Source organism: Microbacterium nymphoidis (assembly GCF_021044885.1).
GTDB lineage: Bacteria > Actinomycetota > Actinomycetes > Actinomycetales > Microbacteriaceae > Microbacterium > Microbacterium nymphoidis.
Genome location: NZ_JAJNOD010000002.1, coordinates 44830 through 60136 on the forward strand (window position 1 = coordinate 44830; position 15307 = coordinate 60136).

The window sequence follows — 15307 nt, forward strand, 5'->3', positions numbered from 1 at the left end:
CACGAGCGTGACCGGCGGGTTCACGCGGATGCGTGGGGGACGACGGGGGAAGTTCCTGCCTGGGGAGGACGCAATGGCTCCGATCACGCGCCCAGGAGCCGCGGCGTAGCATGGAGTCATGGACTTCTGGCTCGCAGCTCTCTGGTCGCTCCTTCCCACGGCCGTGGTCCTCGTCGTGTTCTTCTTCGTGCTGCGCGGCATCATTCGCTTCGACCGGTCCGAGCGCAAGGTGTACGCACAGATCGAGGCGGAGGAGCGGGCCAAGCGCGGAATGCCCGCGGCGGACGCCACGAGCGCCGACTGAACCCGCACGCGCGACGGCCCGTGAGAGCGGGGAGTGTCGTACCCGGACGCTAGGCTGAAGGCCGGGAGGACACGTGATCACATGGTGGGTCGTGGTCGGCATCGCCGTCGACCTCGCCATCCGCATCGCCGCGATCATCATCGTGCCGCGGAACCGGCGCCCCACTTCGGCCACGGCCTGGCTGCTGGCGATCTACTTCATCCCCTACTTCGGGGTGCTGCTCTTCCTCCTCATCGGCAACCCGCGTCTGCCGCGTGCACGTCGTCGCAAGCAGTCGCTGGTCAACGACTACATCCGTGAGGCGAGCGCCAACCTCGATGCGCGCTCGTCGGAGGAGGGCCAGCCCGCCTGGTTCACGTCACTCGTGCGCATGAACCGACGCCTGGGCGCGATGCCCATGCTGGATCACAACGACGCCCACCTCGAGCCGGATTACGAGGCCAGCATCAACCGGATGGCGGATGAGATCCGCCGCGCCGAGAAGTTCGTTTACATCGAGTTCTACATCTTCCAGGCCGACGCCACCACGGAAACGCTGTTCCAGGCCATGGAAGACGCCACCGCACGCGGCGTGACCGTGCGGGTGCTGCTGGATCACTGGGCCAATCGCTGGAAGCCCCATTACCGTGCCACCCTTCGCCGGCTCGACGCGATGGGTGCGAAGTGGCATCTGATGCTGCCGGTGCAGCCATTGCGCGGCAAGACGCAGCGACCCGACCTGCGCAACCACCGCAAGCTTCTCGTCGTCGACGGCACCGTGGCGTGGATGGGCTCGCAGAACATCACCGACTCCAGCTACAACCTGAAGAAGAACATCAAGCGAGGTCTGCACTGGGTGGACCTGATGGTTCGGCTCGAAGGCCCCGTCGTCTCGTCGGTGGCCGCCGTCTTTCTCACCGACTGGTTCACCGAGACCGATGAGCTGATCTCGGACGGTGACGTGGCCATCGCGCCGCCGAGCTCCGACGGCAACCTGCAGTGCCAGATCGTCCCCTCCGGGCCCGGGTTCGAGGTGGAGAACAACCTCCGGATGTTCGTGGCACTGCTCTACGCGGCGCAGGAGCGCATCAACATCATCAGCCCGTACTTCGTCCCCGATGAGGCGCTCCTGCTCGCGATCACCTCCGCCGTCCAGCGCGGGGTGAAGGTGGAGCTGTTCGTCTCGGAGATCGGCGACCAGGCCATCGTCTGGCACGCCCAGCGCAGCTACTACGAGGCGCTGCTGCGCGCCGGCATCCGCATCTGGATGTACCGGCAGCCGTACATCCTGCACACGAAGGGGCTGACGATCGACGACGACATCGCAGTCGTGGGCTCCAGCAACATGGACATGCGATCGTTCGGTCTGAATCTGGAGGTCTCGCTTCTGGTGCGCGACGCCGGGTTCGTCCAGGAGATGCGCGCTGTGGAGGACCAGTACCGCGAACTGAGTCGCGAGCTGACGAGCGAGGAGTGGTCGAAGCAGCCGCTGCGCTCCACGGTCCTGGACAACCTCGCCCGCCTCACGTCCGCATTGCAGTGAACGCTGTGAGACGATCTCGCCATCGGGGACACTGAAGGGTATGAGCACCATGCGACCCCTTCTCATCGGATCCGTGCTGGCCGTGGCCGCGCTCCTCACCGGGTGTGCCACCAACACCGCAGCCCCGGGGGAAGCTCCGCAGTCTCCGACGCCCACCCCGACCGAGCCGTCGATGAGCGGTGACTGGACGGCATCGCCGCCGAGCCTCGAGAATGCCTCGGTCGTCTGGCTGGACGGCGGGAAGGCACTGGGCGTCGTCACATGGGGAAGCGGCAGCCGGTCGTGTTACCCCGTGGTGCAGGATGTGACCGTCGCCAACCAGGACATCGACGTCGTCCTGGCCGCGCCCACCGTGGACGGAGTGTGCACGCAGGATCTGCGCGAGCAGCTGCTTCTGGTGGGGCTGCCCGAAGGCGTCGACTCGAAGGCGGCAGCCACCGTGACGCTGAGCACCGCGCAGGAGTCGCAGGAGATCGCGCTCGCCGCCCGCCCGGCGGATGCTGCCACGACGCCCGCGGGTGAGCTGTCCGCCACTCTCACCCCGCTCGGGGTGGTGCTGATCTCCTACGGATCCTCCAGCTGCCCGCCCGTCGTCGACACGATCGATGGCACCACCGTGACATTCACCACCATCGAGCAGGCATGCACGATGGACTACTCGCCGCGAGCGACCCTGCTCGACATCCCGGATGTCGCCGTGGGCACCCAGCTGAACCTCGTGAGCCTGGACGGCGCCGCCGATCCGGTCGCCGTGACCGTGCAGAACTGACTCCCGGTGATGGTCTCCGCTCAGGCGGGGACCATCACCACCAGGCCGCCTCGTTCGATACGGCCGTCGAGCCCCACGGCTTCGCCCAGCTCATCGCCGTCGAACTCGATCGGCTGCGGCGAGGAGACTGCGGCATCCATCCGCGCGCCCTGCAGGAACTTGACGGCTTTGCTGCCGCGGCTCATCGCAATGACCCGGCGGCCGGTTCGCGTGCGCCCCAGCACGCTGTTCTGCCACCAGACCGTGCGCCAGACGGCCAGCCAACCCCACCACGACCGAGGGCGGAAGATCGCGACGTCGAGCAGGCCATCGTCGATCGAAGCCTCCGGCAGGAGCTGGATCCCCGCGGGCAGCTGGCCGCAGTTCGCCCACAGCACGCTGTGCGCACGAGTGGTGAGGATGCGCTCGTCGTCCACCTGGAACATCACGCGGAACGGGGACACCGTGGTGAGCGAGCGCGCTGCCCCGTCGATATAGGCCACCCAGCCGAACGACTTCTTCAGCTCGTCGCGGGTGTTGCGGATCATCGCAGCGTCCAGTCCGATGCCGGCCATCACCACGAACGCGTGCTCCTGCACCGACCCGTCGGCGCGCTTGACGTTCGCGAAGCCGATGTCGACCGCGCGCCGCTGGCCGGTGAAGGCCGCGCGGACCATCCGCTCCGGCTCGGAGAGCGGCAGCTGCAGGTTGCGGGCGAGGAGGTTGCCGGTGCCGCTCGGGATGATCGTCAGCGGTGTGCCGGTGCGCGCGATGGCCTCCGAGACCGCGCGGACCGTGCCGTCTCCGCCGGCCACGAGCACGACGGCGGCACCCGCGTCCAGGGCCGCGCGGGTGGCCCCCTGTCCCGGATCCTCGATGGTGGTCTCCAGCAGCATCGGCGAGCTCCAGCCGGCGCGGTGCGATGCGGCGATCACGGCGGAGCGCAGATCGGCGCCGTCCACCTTTACCGGGTTGTAGACCAGCGCCGCGAACCGGTCGTCCCGCGGGGCAGCGGGCGAGGAAGGGGCGGGCATGGGGTCAGCCTAGCCTCCGCGCTCGCGCGGCGCGTCCGTGGCCCCGACTACACTGATGAGGGTGATCGATCCCGCACTCCTCCGTGAGAATCCTGACCTCGTCCGCCGCTCTCAGCAGGCCCGTGGCAACTCGCCGGAGTCGGTCGATGAGGCCATCGCCGCGGACGCCGCGCGTCGTGCCGCGATCAACGCCTTCGAGGCGCTGCGTGCGGAGCAGAACGCGTTCGGCAAGACCGTCGCGCAGGCCCCCAAGGAGGACAAGCCCGCCCTCGTCGCGCAGGCCAAGGAGCTCTCCGATCAGGTCAAGGCTGCTCAGGGCGAGGTGACCGCGGCGGAGGAAGCCGCGCAGCAGGCATTCGCGCGTATCGAGAACATCGTCATCGACGGCGTTCCCGCGGGTGGGGAGGACGACTACGTCGTGCTGCGCGAAGAGGGCGTCGTGCCGGAGTTCGACTTCGAGGCACGCGACCATCTGGAACTCGGCGAGATGCTCGGCGCCATCGACATGGAGCGTGGCACGAAGGTGTCCGGCTCCCGGTTCTACTTCCTCACGGGGATCGGCGCGCGGCTCGAGATCGCGCTCATGAACCTCGCGCTCAACCGCGCCGTCGAGGCGGGGTTCACCCCGATGATCGTCCCCACGCTGGTGCGTCCCGAGGTGATGCAGGGCACCGGCTTCCTCGGCGAGCACGCCGATGAGGTCTACCACCTCGACAAGGAGGACCTGTACCTGGTGGGCACCAGCGAGGTTCCGCTCGCCGGCTACCACATGGATGAGATCCTCGACCTCGGCCGCGGCGCGAAGCGTTACGCGGGCTGGTCCACCTGTTACCGGAGCGAGGCCGGCTCATACGGCAAGGACACCCGGGGCATCATCCGCGTCCATCAGTTCAACAAGCTCGAGATGTTCGTCTACACCACGCCGGAGGACGCCGAGACCGAGCACCAGCGTCTGCTGGCTCTGCAGGAGCAGATGATGACGGATCTCGGGCTGGCCTACCGTGTCATCGACACCGCGGCGGGCGATCTCGGCTCCTCCGCTGCGCGCAAGTACGACATCGAGGCCTGGGTGCCCACGCAGGGCAAGTATCGCGAGCTCACCTCCACGTCCAACTGCACGACGTACCAGGCGCGCCGCCTCGACATCCGCTACCGTCCCGACGGCGGCAAGACCACCCCGGTCGCGACGCTGAACGGCACTCTCGCCACCACCCGGTGGATCGTGGCGCTGCTGGAGACGCACCAGCGTGCCGACGGCTCCGTCACCGTGCCGGAGGTGCTTCGTCCCTATCTCGGCGGACTCGAGGTGATGGAGCCCGCCGCGTGAGCACCCGTGCCCTGATCGCGCTCGACGTCGATGGAACGGTCATCCTGGAGGATGGCACTCCGAGCCCCGGAGTCATCGACGCCGTACACGCCGCTGTTGCCGCCGGCCACGAGGTGACGCTCGCGACGGGACGCAGCTGGAACGCGACCCAGCCGATCCTGGAGATGCTCGACATCACCCCCGACTACGTCGTCTCCTCCAACGGCGCCGTGGTCTACCGCCGTGTCGGTGAGGACTACGAGCGCTTCCACACGGAGACCTTCGATCCCACGACCGCCCTGGAACTGCTGCGGGAGCAGCTCCCGGATGCCCACTACATGGTCGAGCTGGAGGACGGCACGCGCCTGTTCACCGAGGAGATGGAGCACTGGAACGTGAAGTCGGGGCATCAGGTCCCCTTCGCCCAGCTCTCCGCACAGCATGTGTCGCGTGTCGTCGTGGTCTCCGCCGAGCACGATGAGGACGACTTCTCCCGTCTGATCGAGGACATCGGCCTCAACCAGGTCTCGTACGCGATCGGCTGGACCGCGTGGCTCGACATCGCGCCGCAGGGCGTGGACAAGGGCACGGCGCTGAAGCTGATCAGCGAGTGGGCGGGCTTCGATCCCGCGCACTCCGTCGTGATCGGAGACGGACGCAACGACCTCGGGATGTTCGAGTGGTCCCGATCGCACGAGGGCACGGCCGTGGCGATGGGGCAGGCTCCGGACGAGGTGCGCGCGGCTGCATCGCTCGTCACCCACTCGGTGGCAGATGGCGGAGTCGCACACATCTTGCACCGGCTCCTCCTCGACGAGTCCTGACGCGCACAGCCGGCGCTGGGTCCCCATCCAGCGCGCGCCCAGCGCAATCGGAGACCATGAGGTCGGATAGACTCGTCCTCACGAGCGGTGCGCCGCTTGGGAGGGTTGTCCGAGCGGCCGATGGACCTGGTCTTGAAAACCAGTGGGCAGCAATGTCCCGTGGGTTCGAATCCCACACCCTCCGCTCTGATCCGGTTCACCCCGGGAGCATCCGCCTGCACGCCACGGGGCTGCAGGTCCCGAGGCTGAAAGGAAGCGTGTGAGCGCAGCGTCCCCCGAACGCTCCCGTCGTCGCACGATCGCACGACACGGTCGGCTCCGCACCCCGCGGCCGATCGCGCAACTGCTCACCCTGGTAGGCGTCGCCGTCGCCACGGTGATGGTCGCAGGCATCGGACTCACCGGTTATGTGACGTACGACCTCGCGTCCTCCTATGCCGCCGATGCGACCGATATCGGGGGAGAGGTCCCGCCGTCGATCGCGGAGATCCAGGGTGGCGCGAACATCCTCGTCGCCGGCACGGACGTGTGTGAGCCGCAGTACGCGCAGTACTTCGGCGACCGGTGTGCTGAAGGGCTGGCCGAGGAAGGGGCGCGCAGCGATGTGAACCTCGTGGTCCACATCTCGGACGAGCCGCGCAAGATCACGGTGATCAGCTTCCCCCGCGACCTCATGGTCCCGATCCCGGAGTGCACGGACGCGGACGGCAACGTCACCTCGGCGATGAGCAAGCAGATGCTCAACTCCGCGTTCGACACCGGCGGTCTGGCCTGCACGGTCGCAACGATCGAGCAGCTGACGGGCATGGACATCCAGTACGCCGCGTCGGTGAACTGGGGCGGCGTGATGGCGATCACCGATGCCGTCGGCGGTGTCACCGTGTGCCTGGCGAGTCCGATCCGCGACCCCTACACGGGCATCGACTGGCCGGCAGGGGAGCGCACCATCCAGGGGCTTGAGGCGCTGCAGTTCCTCCGTACACGACACGGCGTGGGAAACGGTGGCGACCTCGGGCGCATCAGCAATCAGCAGCAGTACATGTCGCGTCTCGCGAAGAAGATGATGAGCTCGGAAGTGCTCACCAATCCGGCAACCCTGCTGAAGCTCGCCAAGACGACGCTGTCGGCCATCGACCCGTCGACCTCGCTCACCAACCCGGTGACCCTCGTCCAGCTGGCGATGGCCGTGAAGGATGTGCCGTTCGAGGACATCGTCTTCGTGCAGTACCCCGTCTACGACGATCCGTCCGACCCCAACCGCGTCGTTCCGGACGAGGCGGCCGCGAGCATCCTGCTGACGGCGCTGGCCAACAACAGCGCGCTCCAGATCACGGGCGATGCCGGAGTCGGTGTGGTCGCCGAAGGCGCCACCCCGACGGACGGTGCGACCGATGGTTCGACGGATGGTGCCGTGGACGGCACGGACAGCGGCTCGGTCGAGGCTCCCGCGGACGGAGCGACCCTCGAGCCGACGCCGAGCACGGCGCCGGACGGATCGGTGCTGCTCCCGTCGCAGATCACCGGAACGACGGCCGCGCAGAGCACCTGCTCGAACGGCCAGGTGAACTGAGCCCCGCCCGGGGTGCGTGCATTCGCGCATCGCGGCGAGACCGGTTAGTATTGCCAGGTGTGCTTCACTCGCCAGAGTGGAAACCACGGAGACGTCGCATAGTTCGGCCTAGTGCACCACCCTGCTAAGGTGGAGACCCCCTTACGGGGGTCCGTGGGTTCAAATCCCACCGTCTCCGCCAGATTCTTCACGAGGACCCCGCGCCGGCAACAGCTGAGGCGGGGTCCTTTCGTCGTGGTTGCTTCGGGGGTGAGGAATTAGCGCGGACCGGAAGCCGACAGCCGCCACAGCGCAACGCTGCCATCGGGGATGGGCTGTGGGCTGGCTGCCGATGAGACGGAGCATCCCTACGATCGAGACATCGAAGGTGTGGGCCGCCGGCACTGGGCTATCCGTGTCATCACCGCTGGGCTCGCGGAACTCTGTGTGGGGACGCTCCCTTTCCCTGGCGGCCGTGCGCGGGAAGCGGTCGCCGCGGTTTTCCGCCACGTGGTGAGTTTCTGTGTCCTCTGAGAGGCGAGCCCGGAGGTCGAGGTTCGAACGGCTGGGAACGGATCGCGTCCTGGACGCACCCGCCTCAGTCGCGCCGGCGCAGCCGCATGGCGAAGGCGGTGGCCGCGAGGGCGACGACCACGATGCCGTAGCCCGTGCACACCGCATCCAGCCCGATCATGCCTACCAGCAAGCCGGCGATCACGGCGGGGATCCCGAAGGCGAGGTAGGCCAGCAGGTAGATCACCGCGAAGGCGTCCGCGCGTGCGTCGGAGGGGATCCGCGGCGCCAGCGACGCCACCACACCGGCGAAGGCCGTGCCGAATCCCATTCCCGTCACCCCAGCGGCGACGAGGTAGAACGCGAGCGATCCGGAGCGCAGGGCGAACAGCGACAGCAGGGTCCCGATCGCCAGGGCCGCGGTGCCGAACAGCACGGTGGAACGTGCCGAGGCCGTACGCAACGCGAGTGCGGTGAGCGCCCCGACCCCGGCGAGGAGAGCGACCGCGAGTCCCTGCCAGAGATGCGCCTCGCCGCCGAGTTCGTTGCGGACGATGTTCGCTCCCAGGGAGAGGAACAGGCCACCGGTCGCCCATCCGGCGATCACAGCGGGCGCCGCACGCCAGAAGTCCGCGCGAATCGGGGCCGGAATGGAGAGACGGAGGCTGAGCGAGTGCCATGCGCCCGGACGCAGGGGTGCCGTTTCGGGCGCCAGCAGGAACAGCGCAGCCAGCACGATGTAGATGGCGGTCAGCGGAGCGAACACGTCGAAGAGGGGCTGCCCGGCCACGTCGAGCACGATGCCGGACACCAGCGCCCCCGAAGCGAGTCCGATCCCCGGGCTCAGCGCGTTCCAGAGAGCCGCGACACCCGGTCGCCCGGCAGGGGCCAGATCCAGGGCGGCAGCCGAAAGCGCGGAGATCAGCAGGCCGCTCGCGATGCCCTGCAGGGCGCGGGCCAGAACCAGCAGCATCACGGTCTCGGCGTGCCAGAACAGCGCCATGCTGGTGGCCAGGAGGAGGAAGCCGGTGATGGCGACCGGTCGCCGGCCGACGTGATCCGACAGCGACCCCGCGGTGAGCAGCGTGAGCAGGAGTGCCACGGCGTAGACGGCGAACACCGCACTGATCACGCTCGCATCGAAGCCGATGCGCTGCGCCAGGACAGGGTAGAACGGCGACGGCGCACTCGCGGCGAACATCATGATGATCTGCGCGATGATCGCCAGCGCGAATCCGAACCGGGTGCGTCGTGGCGTTCTCGTTGCAGGGGCAATCGCCGTCGACGGCGAGATGACGGGTTCGGTCGTGGTCATGGTGCACTCCTCAACAGTTCGAACAAAATCGAACTATCGGAGGCTACTCGCTCGCGGGCGATTGTTCAACTATTATCGAACTATGCCTGGCGACCTTCCGCACCCCGAGCGTTCCGAGATCCAGCTCGTCGACGTGCTCTTCGCGCTCAGCGATCCGGAGCGTCTCGCGATCACGCGCCAGCTCGTCGACGGCCCGCTCGACATGGCGGCCTGTCATGCCACCGACCCAAACCTCCCCAAATCCACCAAGTCGCACTTCATGAAGGTGCTGCGCGAAGCGGGCGTCATCCGCAACGAGCCCAACGGACGCCGCCGGATCCTCACTCTGCGTCGAGAGGATCTCGATGCACGCTTCCCCGGACTTCTCGACGCCGTCCTCACCGCGTAGACCGGCGAAAGGTCCCGCTGGTACGTCAGAGCCCTGCAGGGTCAGCCAGCGCCGACCACGCCTTCGAACAGCCCGATGTGGTTGCCGTCGGGATCGACGATCACGGCCCACGCGCTGGTCTCGGTGATCGGCTGCTTGGGTTGCGCGACCGTGGCGCCCGCCTCCTCGGCGAGTGCGATGGTGTCATCGATCGAGTCGACCTCCACGTAGGAGCGTGGCTCGACGAACCCCTCGCCGCGTGGTGCCAGCCCGCCGCCGGAGATGCCGTTCGGCGCCTGCCACATGGGGTAGCCCTCGAAGCCGGGGATCTCTGCGATCTGCCAGCCGAAGAGCCGGGAGTAGAACTCGGCTCCCCGCTTCAGATCACTGACCGGGATGTCGATGTGGGTGATGTCTCCGTGAGCCATGATGCTTCCTTTCGTCGTCTGGACGAGCCCAGTCTGAACCTCCCCTCCGACACCGGCAAGAGCGGACTCAGCGCCGTGTGAACACCACGTGGGTGGTGCCGGACTCCGCCACCTCGCTCGTGACGTCGTAGCCGTCCTCCAGCCCGCGCAGTCCCTCCCAGATCGACTCGCCCCGGCCGAGGGCGATCGGGGCGACCGCGAGATGGAGGCGGTCCACGAGGCGCGCCTGAAGGAACTGGCGCGCCGTGTGCACACCGCCGCCCACGCGGACGTCGCCGCCCTGGGCCGCCTCGACGGCGTGTGCCAGTGCGTCCTCCGCCGTGGTGTCCAGGAAATGGAACACCGTCCCGTTGCCGAACGAGATGGAGGGGCGTGGTGTGTGCGTCAGCACGAAGACCGGAACATGGAACGGCGGCTCCTCACCCCACCAGCCGCGCCAGTCGGGATCCTCGCCGTGGTCGTGCAGGCCGAACATCCCGGCGCCCATGATCTCGGCGCCGAGATCCTCGAAGTACTGCTGGGCGTACTTCTCGTCGATGCCCGTGGTGCCGGCTCCCGAGGTGTCGCCGAGCACGCGCGCACGGAAGGTGCGGGTGGCTGTGTACGCCGAGACGAGGCGCCCCCAGTCCTCACCGAACGGCTTCTCGGGAGTCTGATCGGTGGTGGTTGCGTAGCCGTCGAGAGAGACGTTGAGGTCGATGCGCACTGCCATGTGGTGCTCCTATCCGAGGTTCGCAGGGTTGGTGGCGCTGCCGTCGAGCCACAGCTCATCCGACGCGTCGGCGTGAACGCTTCCCGAGCCGACGTGCTTGTCGCTGATCTTCGGACCTTTCGTGATCACGTGGACGAGTGCCATGCCATACCCGCGCGAGAGATCGTAGTCCTCCTTCAGCCACTCCAGAATGGGTGTCGCCTTCGTGTCCGCACCGAAGCCCCGCTCGGTGGCCAGCTCGATGAACTGACGTGGGGTGAGGCCGGTCTTCGCCTCGATGTTGTCGAGATATGCCTGGAACGACATGTGTTGTCCTGTCTTTCGTTTCAGTCGAGGTTGGTCTGCAGGATCACCGGCGACGCGTGAATGCAGATCAGCCGCATCGTGTCGGATCCCGTGTTGAGGAACTGGTGAGGAACGAACGCCGGTCCGGTGACCGTGTCGCCGGCTGATGCTTCGATCCGCTGGTCGCCGACGATAAAGGTGGCCCGCCCCTCGATCACCACCCAGGTCTCAGGGTAGGGGTGCCAGTGGCGCCCCGAGCCCTGGCCGGGACGATTGTCGACATAGAAGTAGGACACTGCGGCTCCGTGGTCGCTGCCCTGGAAGCGCCGGCTGTTCCCCGCGCCGATGCGGATCTCCGCGGGGGCCACCCGGGAGGCTGTGGCCAACGTCTCGATCATGATCGCCCTCCGTGTTCGTCGTCGGCTCCACTCTTTCGTTCAGCCTGGTCGGACCCGTAGTGTTTCGACGTGGATCGAAACATGCCCCAGGAAGGCGTCGAGCATCCGGACCATCGCGTCAACTTCCGTCTCAGCGCGGGGGATATCGAGGCGGTCCGGTTCGGCGTCTCACCCGGGCATGAGCTGGCCCATGCGGTGCGCGCACTGCTGCGCCCCGCCCAGTTCCCCTTGCAGTGGGGCTGGCTGAAGCGCGTGCGCGACCAGCTTCCGCGCGAGGCGTTCGCGCTGCTGGCGCAGGTGATCGGTGCCGACGGGTACATGCCCGACTTCCTGACGGCGGACCCGCGATGGGACATGACGCCACAGACGGAATTGGAAGCTCTGCGATCGGCGCCCCTGGCGGGGATGATCGTCGATCTCGACAAAATGATCGCGCGCTCGGCCGGCGAGCGGCAGCAGATGCTCCGGCAGATGCGGTCGGATCCGACGCGAGCACGAGCGGTCATCGCCGATGCGTGGGAGGAGATGTGGGAGGGGGCGATCGCGCCGTTCTGGGGTCCGCTGGAGCGGCTCCTGCGCGCCGACATCGCGGTGCGCTCCCGCGTGGTCGCGGTGGACGGACTCGCCGCCATGGCCTCGGGGCTGCACCGCAACGTGCGCTGGAACGACGGCTCGGTGAGCGTTCGCCTCCGTCGGCACAGCGAGGACGTGGACTGCCGTGGCAGCGGTCTCGTCCTGGTGCCCTCGGTGATGTCCTCCTGGGGCTGCATGGTCATCACGGAGTCCCCGGCGCAGCCGACCCTGTTCTATCCCGCCCGCGGCGTGACCGAGGGGTGGGCGCGTGAGAGCGGGGACATCGCGGTGGCGCTGGGCGCTCTTCTGGGCCCCGTCCGGGCGGGGATCCTGCTCCGGGCGCACGTCGCCCGCACGACCTCTCACGTGGCCGCCGATGCCGGTATCGCCATCTCGACCGCCTCGCATCATCTGGCGGTGCTGCGTGGGTCCGGGCTGATCATCAGCACCCGCGAGGGGAACCGGATGATGCATCTGCGTACCCCGCTGGGTGAGGCGCTGGTGGGCGCGGGACTCTGACGATCAGGGGTTCGGGCGAGGGTCATCACGCGGCTCTCGCAACACGAACCGGTCGAGGAGAAACGTCAGCGCGAAAGCTCCGAAGAACACGATCGCGGCGGCGATGACGGCGACCCCGAGAACGTGGATGGTGAGCAGCACCGTCGCCGCCGTGAACACGGCGAGCCCGGTCGGGATGGCCAGCACCGCGGTGCTCGGCCGTGTGTCCGACTGCCCTGCCATTGCCCCTCCCGATCGACCCCTCGATCGTACGCCCCGTGCAGTAGACGGGACCCTGGCGGGCCGATCCGGCCACGTTGGCACCGGATGCCTCGGCGTCGCAACCCCCTGCCGATGTCGGACCCCGATGCCAGAATGACCGCATGAAGCTCTCCGAGCTGGCGGATACAGCACAGGAGGTCGCCGCCACCTCCTCGCGACTGGCGAAGGTCGACATCCTCGCGCGGTTGCTGGAGCACGCTGATGGCGATGACATCCGCCCCGTGACGGGGTTCCTTCTCGCATCACCGCGTCAGGGCAGACTCGGCGTCGGATGGCGCAGTCTCACGGGGCTCGAGGTGGTCCATGCGGCGGATCCGGAGCTCACCATCGCCGCGGTCGATGAAAGCCTCGACGCCATCGCCCACGCGTCCGGCGCCGGCTCCGCGACCCGGCGCACCGAGTTGCTCGTCTCGCTCGCATCCCGTGCCACGGCCGATGAGTGGGACTTCCTCAGTCGCGTGATGCTCGGCGACCTCCGCACCGGCGCGCTCGGCGGCGTTCTACTCGATGCGGTGGCCCGCGCCTCCGGCCGGCCGGCGGCGACCGTGCGGCGCGCGGCGATGCTCTCCGGTGATCTCGGCGAGACCGCGCTGATCGCACTCACGGGAACTGCGGAGGACCTGGAGGCCGTGGGCCTGCGCGTGGGTCGGCCGGTGCTGCCGATGCTCGCGGCCAGCGCGCCTACTCCGAGCGCTGCGCTGGAGACCACCGGCGAAGCTCGCGTCGAGTACAAGCTCGATGGTGCGCGCATCCAGGTGCACCGCACGGGCGATGAGGTGGCCGTCTACACCCGCAGCCTCGCAGACATCACCCATCGTGTGCCTGAGATCGTCGACGTCGTCCGCTCGCTGCCCGCCCGGGATCTCATCCTCGACGGTGAGACCCTCGCCCTCGATGAGGACGGCCGGCCTCGTCCGTTCCAGGACACGATGTCGCGCTTCGGGGCCGATGTCGCACGTGACCTCGCCCTGCGACCCTGGTTCTTCGACCTGCTGCATGTCGACGGGCGCGACCTGATCGACGAACCCCTTGCCACACGCCTGGACGAACTCGAGCGCGTGGCGGGGGCATGGCGGATGCCGGGCATCGTCACCGCCGATGCGCATGCCGCTGAAGAGCTCTCCCGTGAGGCGCTCGCGGCCGGCCACGAGGGCGTCGTCGTCAAGGCGGTGGACTCGGCATACACAGCGGGCCGTCGCGGAAAGTCGTGGGTGAAGGTCAAGCCCGTCCTCACCTACGACCTGGTCGTCCTGGCCGCCGAGTGGGGGTCGGGCCGGCGTCGGGGTATGCTCTCGAATCTCCATCTCGGAGCACTGGACCCGGCGGGGGAGTTCGGCGATCCGGGCGGACTCGTCATGGTCGGCAAGACCTTCAAGGGGCTGACCGATGAGCTGCTGCGCTGGCAGACGGAGACGTTTCCGGCGCACGAGATCCACAGCACGCCGTATGCGGTCTTCCTCCGGCCCGAGTTCGTGGTCGAGATCGCGATCGATGGCGTCCAGCGCTCGACGCGATATCCGGGCGGCGTCGCCCTACGCTTCGCGCGTGTGAAGGGGTACCGGCCGGACAAGACCGTCGCCGATGCCGACACCATCCAGAGCGTGCGGGCGCTGCTGCGCGACTGACGAGTGGGGGCGTTCGGCGCGTTCACCCGTGAGCGCGGACGGTCAGGAGGTCGGGCACACCGCGCCGGTGCGGACCGCGCGGAGCGCCGCCTCGGCCAGATGCACGGCACGAGCCCCGTCCTCGGCCGCGACCGCTGGGACGGCCCCCTCCCGCACGGCCAGCGCATCGCGGAGCTGACGCGTGTACGGATTCTCCCCCGGGATCGCGGACGTGGGATCCGAGGAGCCGGCCTCCACGAGCGGCCAGTTCAGCGATCCGGCCGAACCGTCGATCGCGAAGCCGGCGTGAAACGGACGAGGCTGACCGGTCCAGCCGCCATCGATCGTGCTGACCAGCCCGCTCTCGTGTTCCAGCACCAGCCGGGCGAGATGCCGCCGCCGCACGGGATCGGACTCCTCGGTTCCCGAGATGCGCACGATGCGCCCGAGCATCCACTCCGCGACGTCGAGGTCGTGGATCAGCAGGTCCATCACGGCTCCGCCCGATGCGGCGTGATCGTGGAACCACGGCGCATCCGGGCCCTCGCCGATGCGAGTGAACGACGCCGAGAGCACTGTGCCGATGCGTCCGGCGTGGATGTCATCGCGCGCGTGTGCCCACGGGGACATGGCGCGGACGACGTGGGCGGGGTAGAGCATGACCTTCGCGTTCCGCGCGGCCTCGACCAGTGCGTCGGCCGCGGCGCCGGTGCGCGCCAGAGGTTTTTCGCACACCACGTCCGTGCCCGCTTCAACCGCCGCGAGCACGTACTCCGGGTGGGTGAGGGTGGGTGATGTGACATCGAGCAGCTGCGCCCCGGCCAGCAGGTCCGCGAATGACGAAGCCGTGCGGGCACCGTATGTCGCCGCGAAATCCCCAGCAGACCGCGGTGACCAGACCACGGGCTCCACGCCGAGTGCTCGCCACGATTCGAGGTGCCGCACCGCCATACTGCCGGTGCCGACGATGCCGACCTCGATGTCCGACCTCATCCCGTGACCTCCGCGTCTCTTCGGTGTTCGTCGAACACATGATCCAGGATGA

General features: G+C 68.2%; 17 protein-coding genes and 2 tRNA genes. 11 read left to right on the top strand and 8 right to left on the bottom strand.

What is annotated here, in order from left to right; translation table 11 throughout:
• Positions 1–118: 118 nt before the first annotated feature.
• The 3 genes from LQ566_RS09500 to LQ566_RS09510 all read left to right on the top strand — a co-directional run bounded on the left by LQ566_RS09500 (position 119) and on the right by LQ566_RS09510 (position 2595).
• Positions 119–304: a hypothetical protein gene (locus LQ566_RS09500; RefSeq protein ID WP_231091446.1), complete on the top strand. Its 186-nt coding sequence runs from the start codon at positions 119–121 to the stop codon at positions 302–304.
• Positions 305–377: 73 nt separating this feature from the next.
• A complete protein-coding gene (gene cls, locus LQ566_RS09505) occupies positions 378–1826 on the top strand; it encodes a cardiolipin synthase (protein ID WP_231091447.1) in 1449 nt (482 codons plus the stop codon).
• A gap of 40 nt (positions 1827–1866) precedes the next feature.
• On the top strand, positions 1867–2595 hold the full coding sequence (locus LQ566_RS09510) for a hypothetical protein (protein WP_231091448.1): 729 nt from the start codon (positions 1867–1869) through the stop codon (positions 2593–2595).
• Positions 2596–2615: 20 nt separating this feature from the next.
• Here the strand turns inward: LQ566_RS09510 and LQ566_RS09515 are convergent, their stop codons facing one another.
• On the bottom strand, positions 2616–3608 hold the full coding sequence (locus LQ566_RS09515) for a diacylglycerol/lipid kinase family protein (RefSeq protein WP_231091449.1): 993 nt from the start codon (positions 3606–3608) through the stop codon (positions 2616–2618).
• A 61-nt stretch (positions 3609–3669) separates the two neighbouring features.
• Between LQ566_RS09515 and serS the strand changes: the two genes are divergently transcribed.
• The 5 genes from serS (at position 3670) to LQ566_RS09540 (ending at position 7489) form a co-directional block, all read left to right on the top strand.
• On the top strand, positions 3670–4935 hold the full coding sequence (gene serS / locus LQ566_RS09520; protein ID WP_231091450.1) for a serine--tRNA ligase: 1266 nt from the start codon (positions 3670–3672) through the stop codon (positions 4933–4935).
• Positions 4932–5738: an HAD family hydrolase gene (locus tag LQ566_RS09525; protein WP_231091451.1), complete on the top strand. Its 807-nt coding sequence runs from the start codon at positions 4932–4934 to the stop codon at positions 5736–5738. The genes serS and LQ566_RS09525 overlap by 4 nt, the downstream gene beginning before the upstream one ends.
• 99 nt (positions 5739–5837) lie before the next feature.
• A tRNA-Ser gene (locus LQ566_RS09530) sits at positions 5838–5922 on the top strand.
• Between the two features lie 75 nt (positions 5923–5997).
• Positions 5998–7308 (top strand): LCP family protein, encoded by a 1311-nt coding sequence (locus LQ566_RS09535; RefSeq protein WP_231091452.1) that lies wholly within the window; start codon positions 5998–6000, stop codon positions 7306–7308.
• A gap of 87 nt (positions 7309–7395) precedes the next feature.
• A tRNA-Ser gene (locus tag LQ566_RS09540) sits at positions 7396–7489 on the top strand.
• A 396-nt stretch (positions 7490–7885) separates the two neighbouring features.
• On the opposite strand, the gene LQ566_RS09545 is transcribed toward LQ566_RS09540, so the two are convergent.
• Positions 7886–9115, bottom strand: a complete 1230-nt coding sequence (locus LQ566_RS09545) for an MFS transporter (RefSeq protein WP_231091453.1) — start codon at positions 9113–9115, stop codon at positions 7886–7888.
• Between the two features lie 82 nt (positions 9116–9197).
• On the opposite strand from LQ566_RS09545, the gene LQ566_RS09550 reads away from it, so the two are divergent.
• On the top strand, positions 9198–9503 hold the full coding sequence (locus LQ566_RS09550) for an ArsR/SmtB family transcription factor (protein WP_231091454.1): 306 nt from the start codon (positions 9198–9200) through the stop codon (positions 9501–9503).
• A 41-nt stretch (positions 9504–9544) separates the two neighbouring features.
• Here LQ566_RS09550 and LQ566_RS09555 read toward each other — a convergent pair whose 3' ends face one another.
• The 4 genes from LQ566_RS09555 to LQ566_RS09570 form a co-directional block, all read right to left on the bottom strand.
• On the bottom strand, positions 9545–9910 hold the full coding sequence (locus LQ566_RS09555) for a VOC family protein (RefSeq protein ID WP_231091455.1): 366 nt from the start codon (positions 9908–9910) through the stop codon (positions 9545–9547).
• A gap of 67 nt (positions 9911–9977) precedes the next feature.
• Complete coding sequence (locus LQ566_RS09560) at positions 9978–10622, bottom strand: dihydrofolate reductase family protein (protein WP_231091456.1); 645 nt, start codon at positions 10620–10622, stop codon at positions 9978–9980.
• Positions 10623–10631: 9 nt separating this feature from the next.
• Positions 10632–10928 (bottom strand): DUF4287 domain-containing protein, encoded by a 297-nt coding sequence (locus LQ566_RS09565; protein WP_231091457.1) that lies wholly within the window; start codon positions 10926–10928, stop codon positions 10632–10634.
• A 20-nt stretch (positions 10929–10948) separates the two neighbouring features.
• Complete coding sequence (locus LQ566_RS09570; RefSeq protein WP_231091458.1) at positions 10949–11305, bottom strand: cupin domain-containing protein; 357 nt, start codon at positions 11303–11305, stop codon at positions 10949–10951.
• Positions 11306–11386: 81 nt separating this feature from the next.
• On the opposite strand from LQ566_RS09570, the gene LQ566_RS09575 reads away from it, so the two are divergent.
• The gene (locus LQ566_RS09575; protein ID WP_231091459.1) at positions 11387–12397 is read left to right on the top strand and encodes an ArsR/SmtB family transcription factor; all 1011 of its coding nucleotides are present in this window, start codon (positions 11387–11389) and stop codon (positions 12395–12397) included.
• 3 nt (positions 12398–12400) lie between these two features.
• Here LQ566_RS09575 and LQ566_RS09580 read toward each other — a convergent pair whose 3' ends face one another.
• A complete protein-coding gene (locus LQ566_RS09580) occupies positions 12401–12619 on the bottom strand; it encodes a hypothetical protein (protein WP_231091460.1) in 219 nt (72 codons plus the stop codon).
• A gap of 140 nt (positions 12620–12759) precedes the next feature.
• Here LQ566_RS09580 and LQ566_RS09585 point away from each other — a divergent pair, with 140 nt between their 5' ends.
• Positions 12760–14283 (top strand): ATP-dependent DNA ligase, encoded by a 1524-nt coding sequence (locus LQ566_RS09585; RefSeq protein WP_231091461.1) that lies wholly within the window; start codon positions 12760–12762, stop codon positions 14281–14283.
• A gap of 42 nt (positions 14284–14325) precedes the next feature.
• Here LQ566_RS09585 and LQ566_RS09590 read toward each other — a convergent pair whose 3' ends face one another.
• The gene (locus LQ566_RS09590) at positions 14326–15255 is read right to left on the bottom strand and encodes a Gfo/Idh/MocA family protein (RefSeq protein ID WP_231091462.1); all 930 of its coding nucleotides are present in this window, start codon (positions 15253–15255) and stop codon (positions 14326–14328) included.
• Between the last annotated feature and the right edge of the window lie 52 nt (positions 15256–15307).

What these genes read in the sequence shown, in the direction of transcription:
- LQ566_RS09545 (WP_231091453.1), bottom strand. Translation starts at nt 9,115, where the DNA reads ATGACCACGACCGAACCCGTCATCTCGCCGTCGACGGCGATTGCCCCT.
- LQ566_RS09590 (WP_231091462.1), bottom strand. Translation starts at nt 15,255, where the DNA reads ATGAGGTCGGACATCGAGGTCGGCATCGTCGGCACCGGCAGTATGGCG.
- LQ566_RS09510 (WP_231091448.1), top strand. Translation starts at nt 1,867, where the DNA reads ATGAGCACCATGCGACCCCTTCTCATCGGATCCGTGCTGGCCGTGGCC.
- LQ566_RS09575 (WP_231091459.1), top strand. Translation starts at nt 11,387, where the DNA reads ATGCCCCAGGAAGGCGTCGAGCATCCGGACCATCGCGTCAACTTCCGT.
- LQ566_RS09500 (WP_231091446.1), top strand. Translation starts at nt 119, where the DNA reads ATGGACTTCTGGCTCGCAGCTCTCTGGTCGCTCCTTCCCACGGCCGTG.
- LQ566_RS09570 (WP_231091458.1), bottom strand. Translation starts at nt 11,305, where the DNA reads ATGATCGAGACGTTGGCCACAGCCTCCCGGGTGGCCCCCGCGGAGATC.
- LQ566_RS09550 (WP_231091454.1), top strand. Translation starts at nt 9,198, where the DNA reads ATGCCTGGCGACCTTCCGCACCCCGAGCGTTCCGAGATCCAGCTCGTC.
- LQ566_RS09560 (WP_231091456.1), bottom strand. Translation starts at nt 10,622, where the DNA reads ATGGCAGTGCGCATCGACCTCAACGTCTCTCTCGACGGCTACGCAACC.
- LQ566_RS09555 (WP_231091455.1), bottom strand. Translation starts at nt 9,910, where the DNA reads ATGGCTCACGGAGACATCACCCACATCGACATCCCGGTCAGTGATCTG.
- LQ566_RS09580 (WP_231091460.1), bottom strand. Translation starts at nt 12,619, where the DNA reads ATGGCAGGGCAGTCGGACACACGGCCGAGCACCGCGGTGCTGGCCATC.
- LQ566_RS09515 (WP_231091449.1), bottom strand. Translation starts at nt 3,608, where the DNA reads ATGCCCGCCCCTTCCTCGCCCGCTGCCCCGCGGGACGACCGGTTCGCG.
- LQ566_RS09565 (WP_231091457.1), bottom strand. Translation starts at nt 10,928, where the DNA reads ATGTCGTTCCAGGCATATCTCGACAACATCGAGGCGAAGACCGGCCTC.
- LQ566_RS09585 (WP_231091461.1), top strand. Translation starts at nt 12,760, where the DNA reads ATGAAGCTCTCCGAGCTGGCGGATACAGCACAGGAGGTCGCCGCCACC.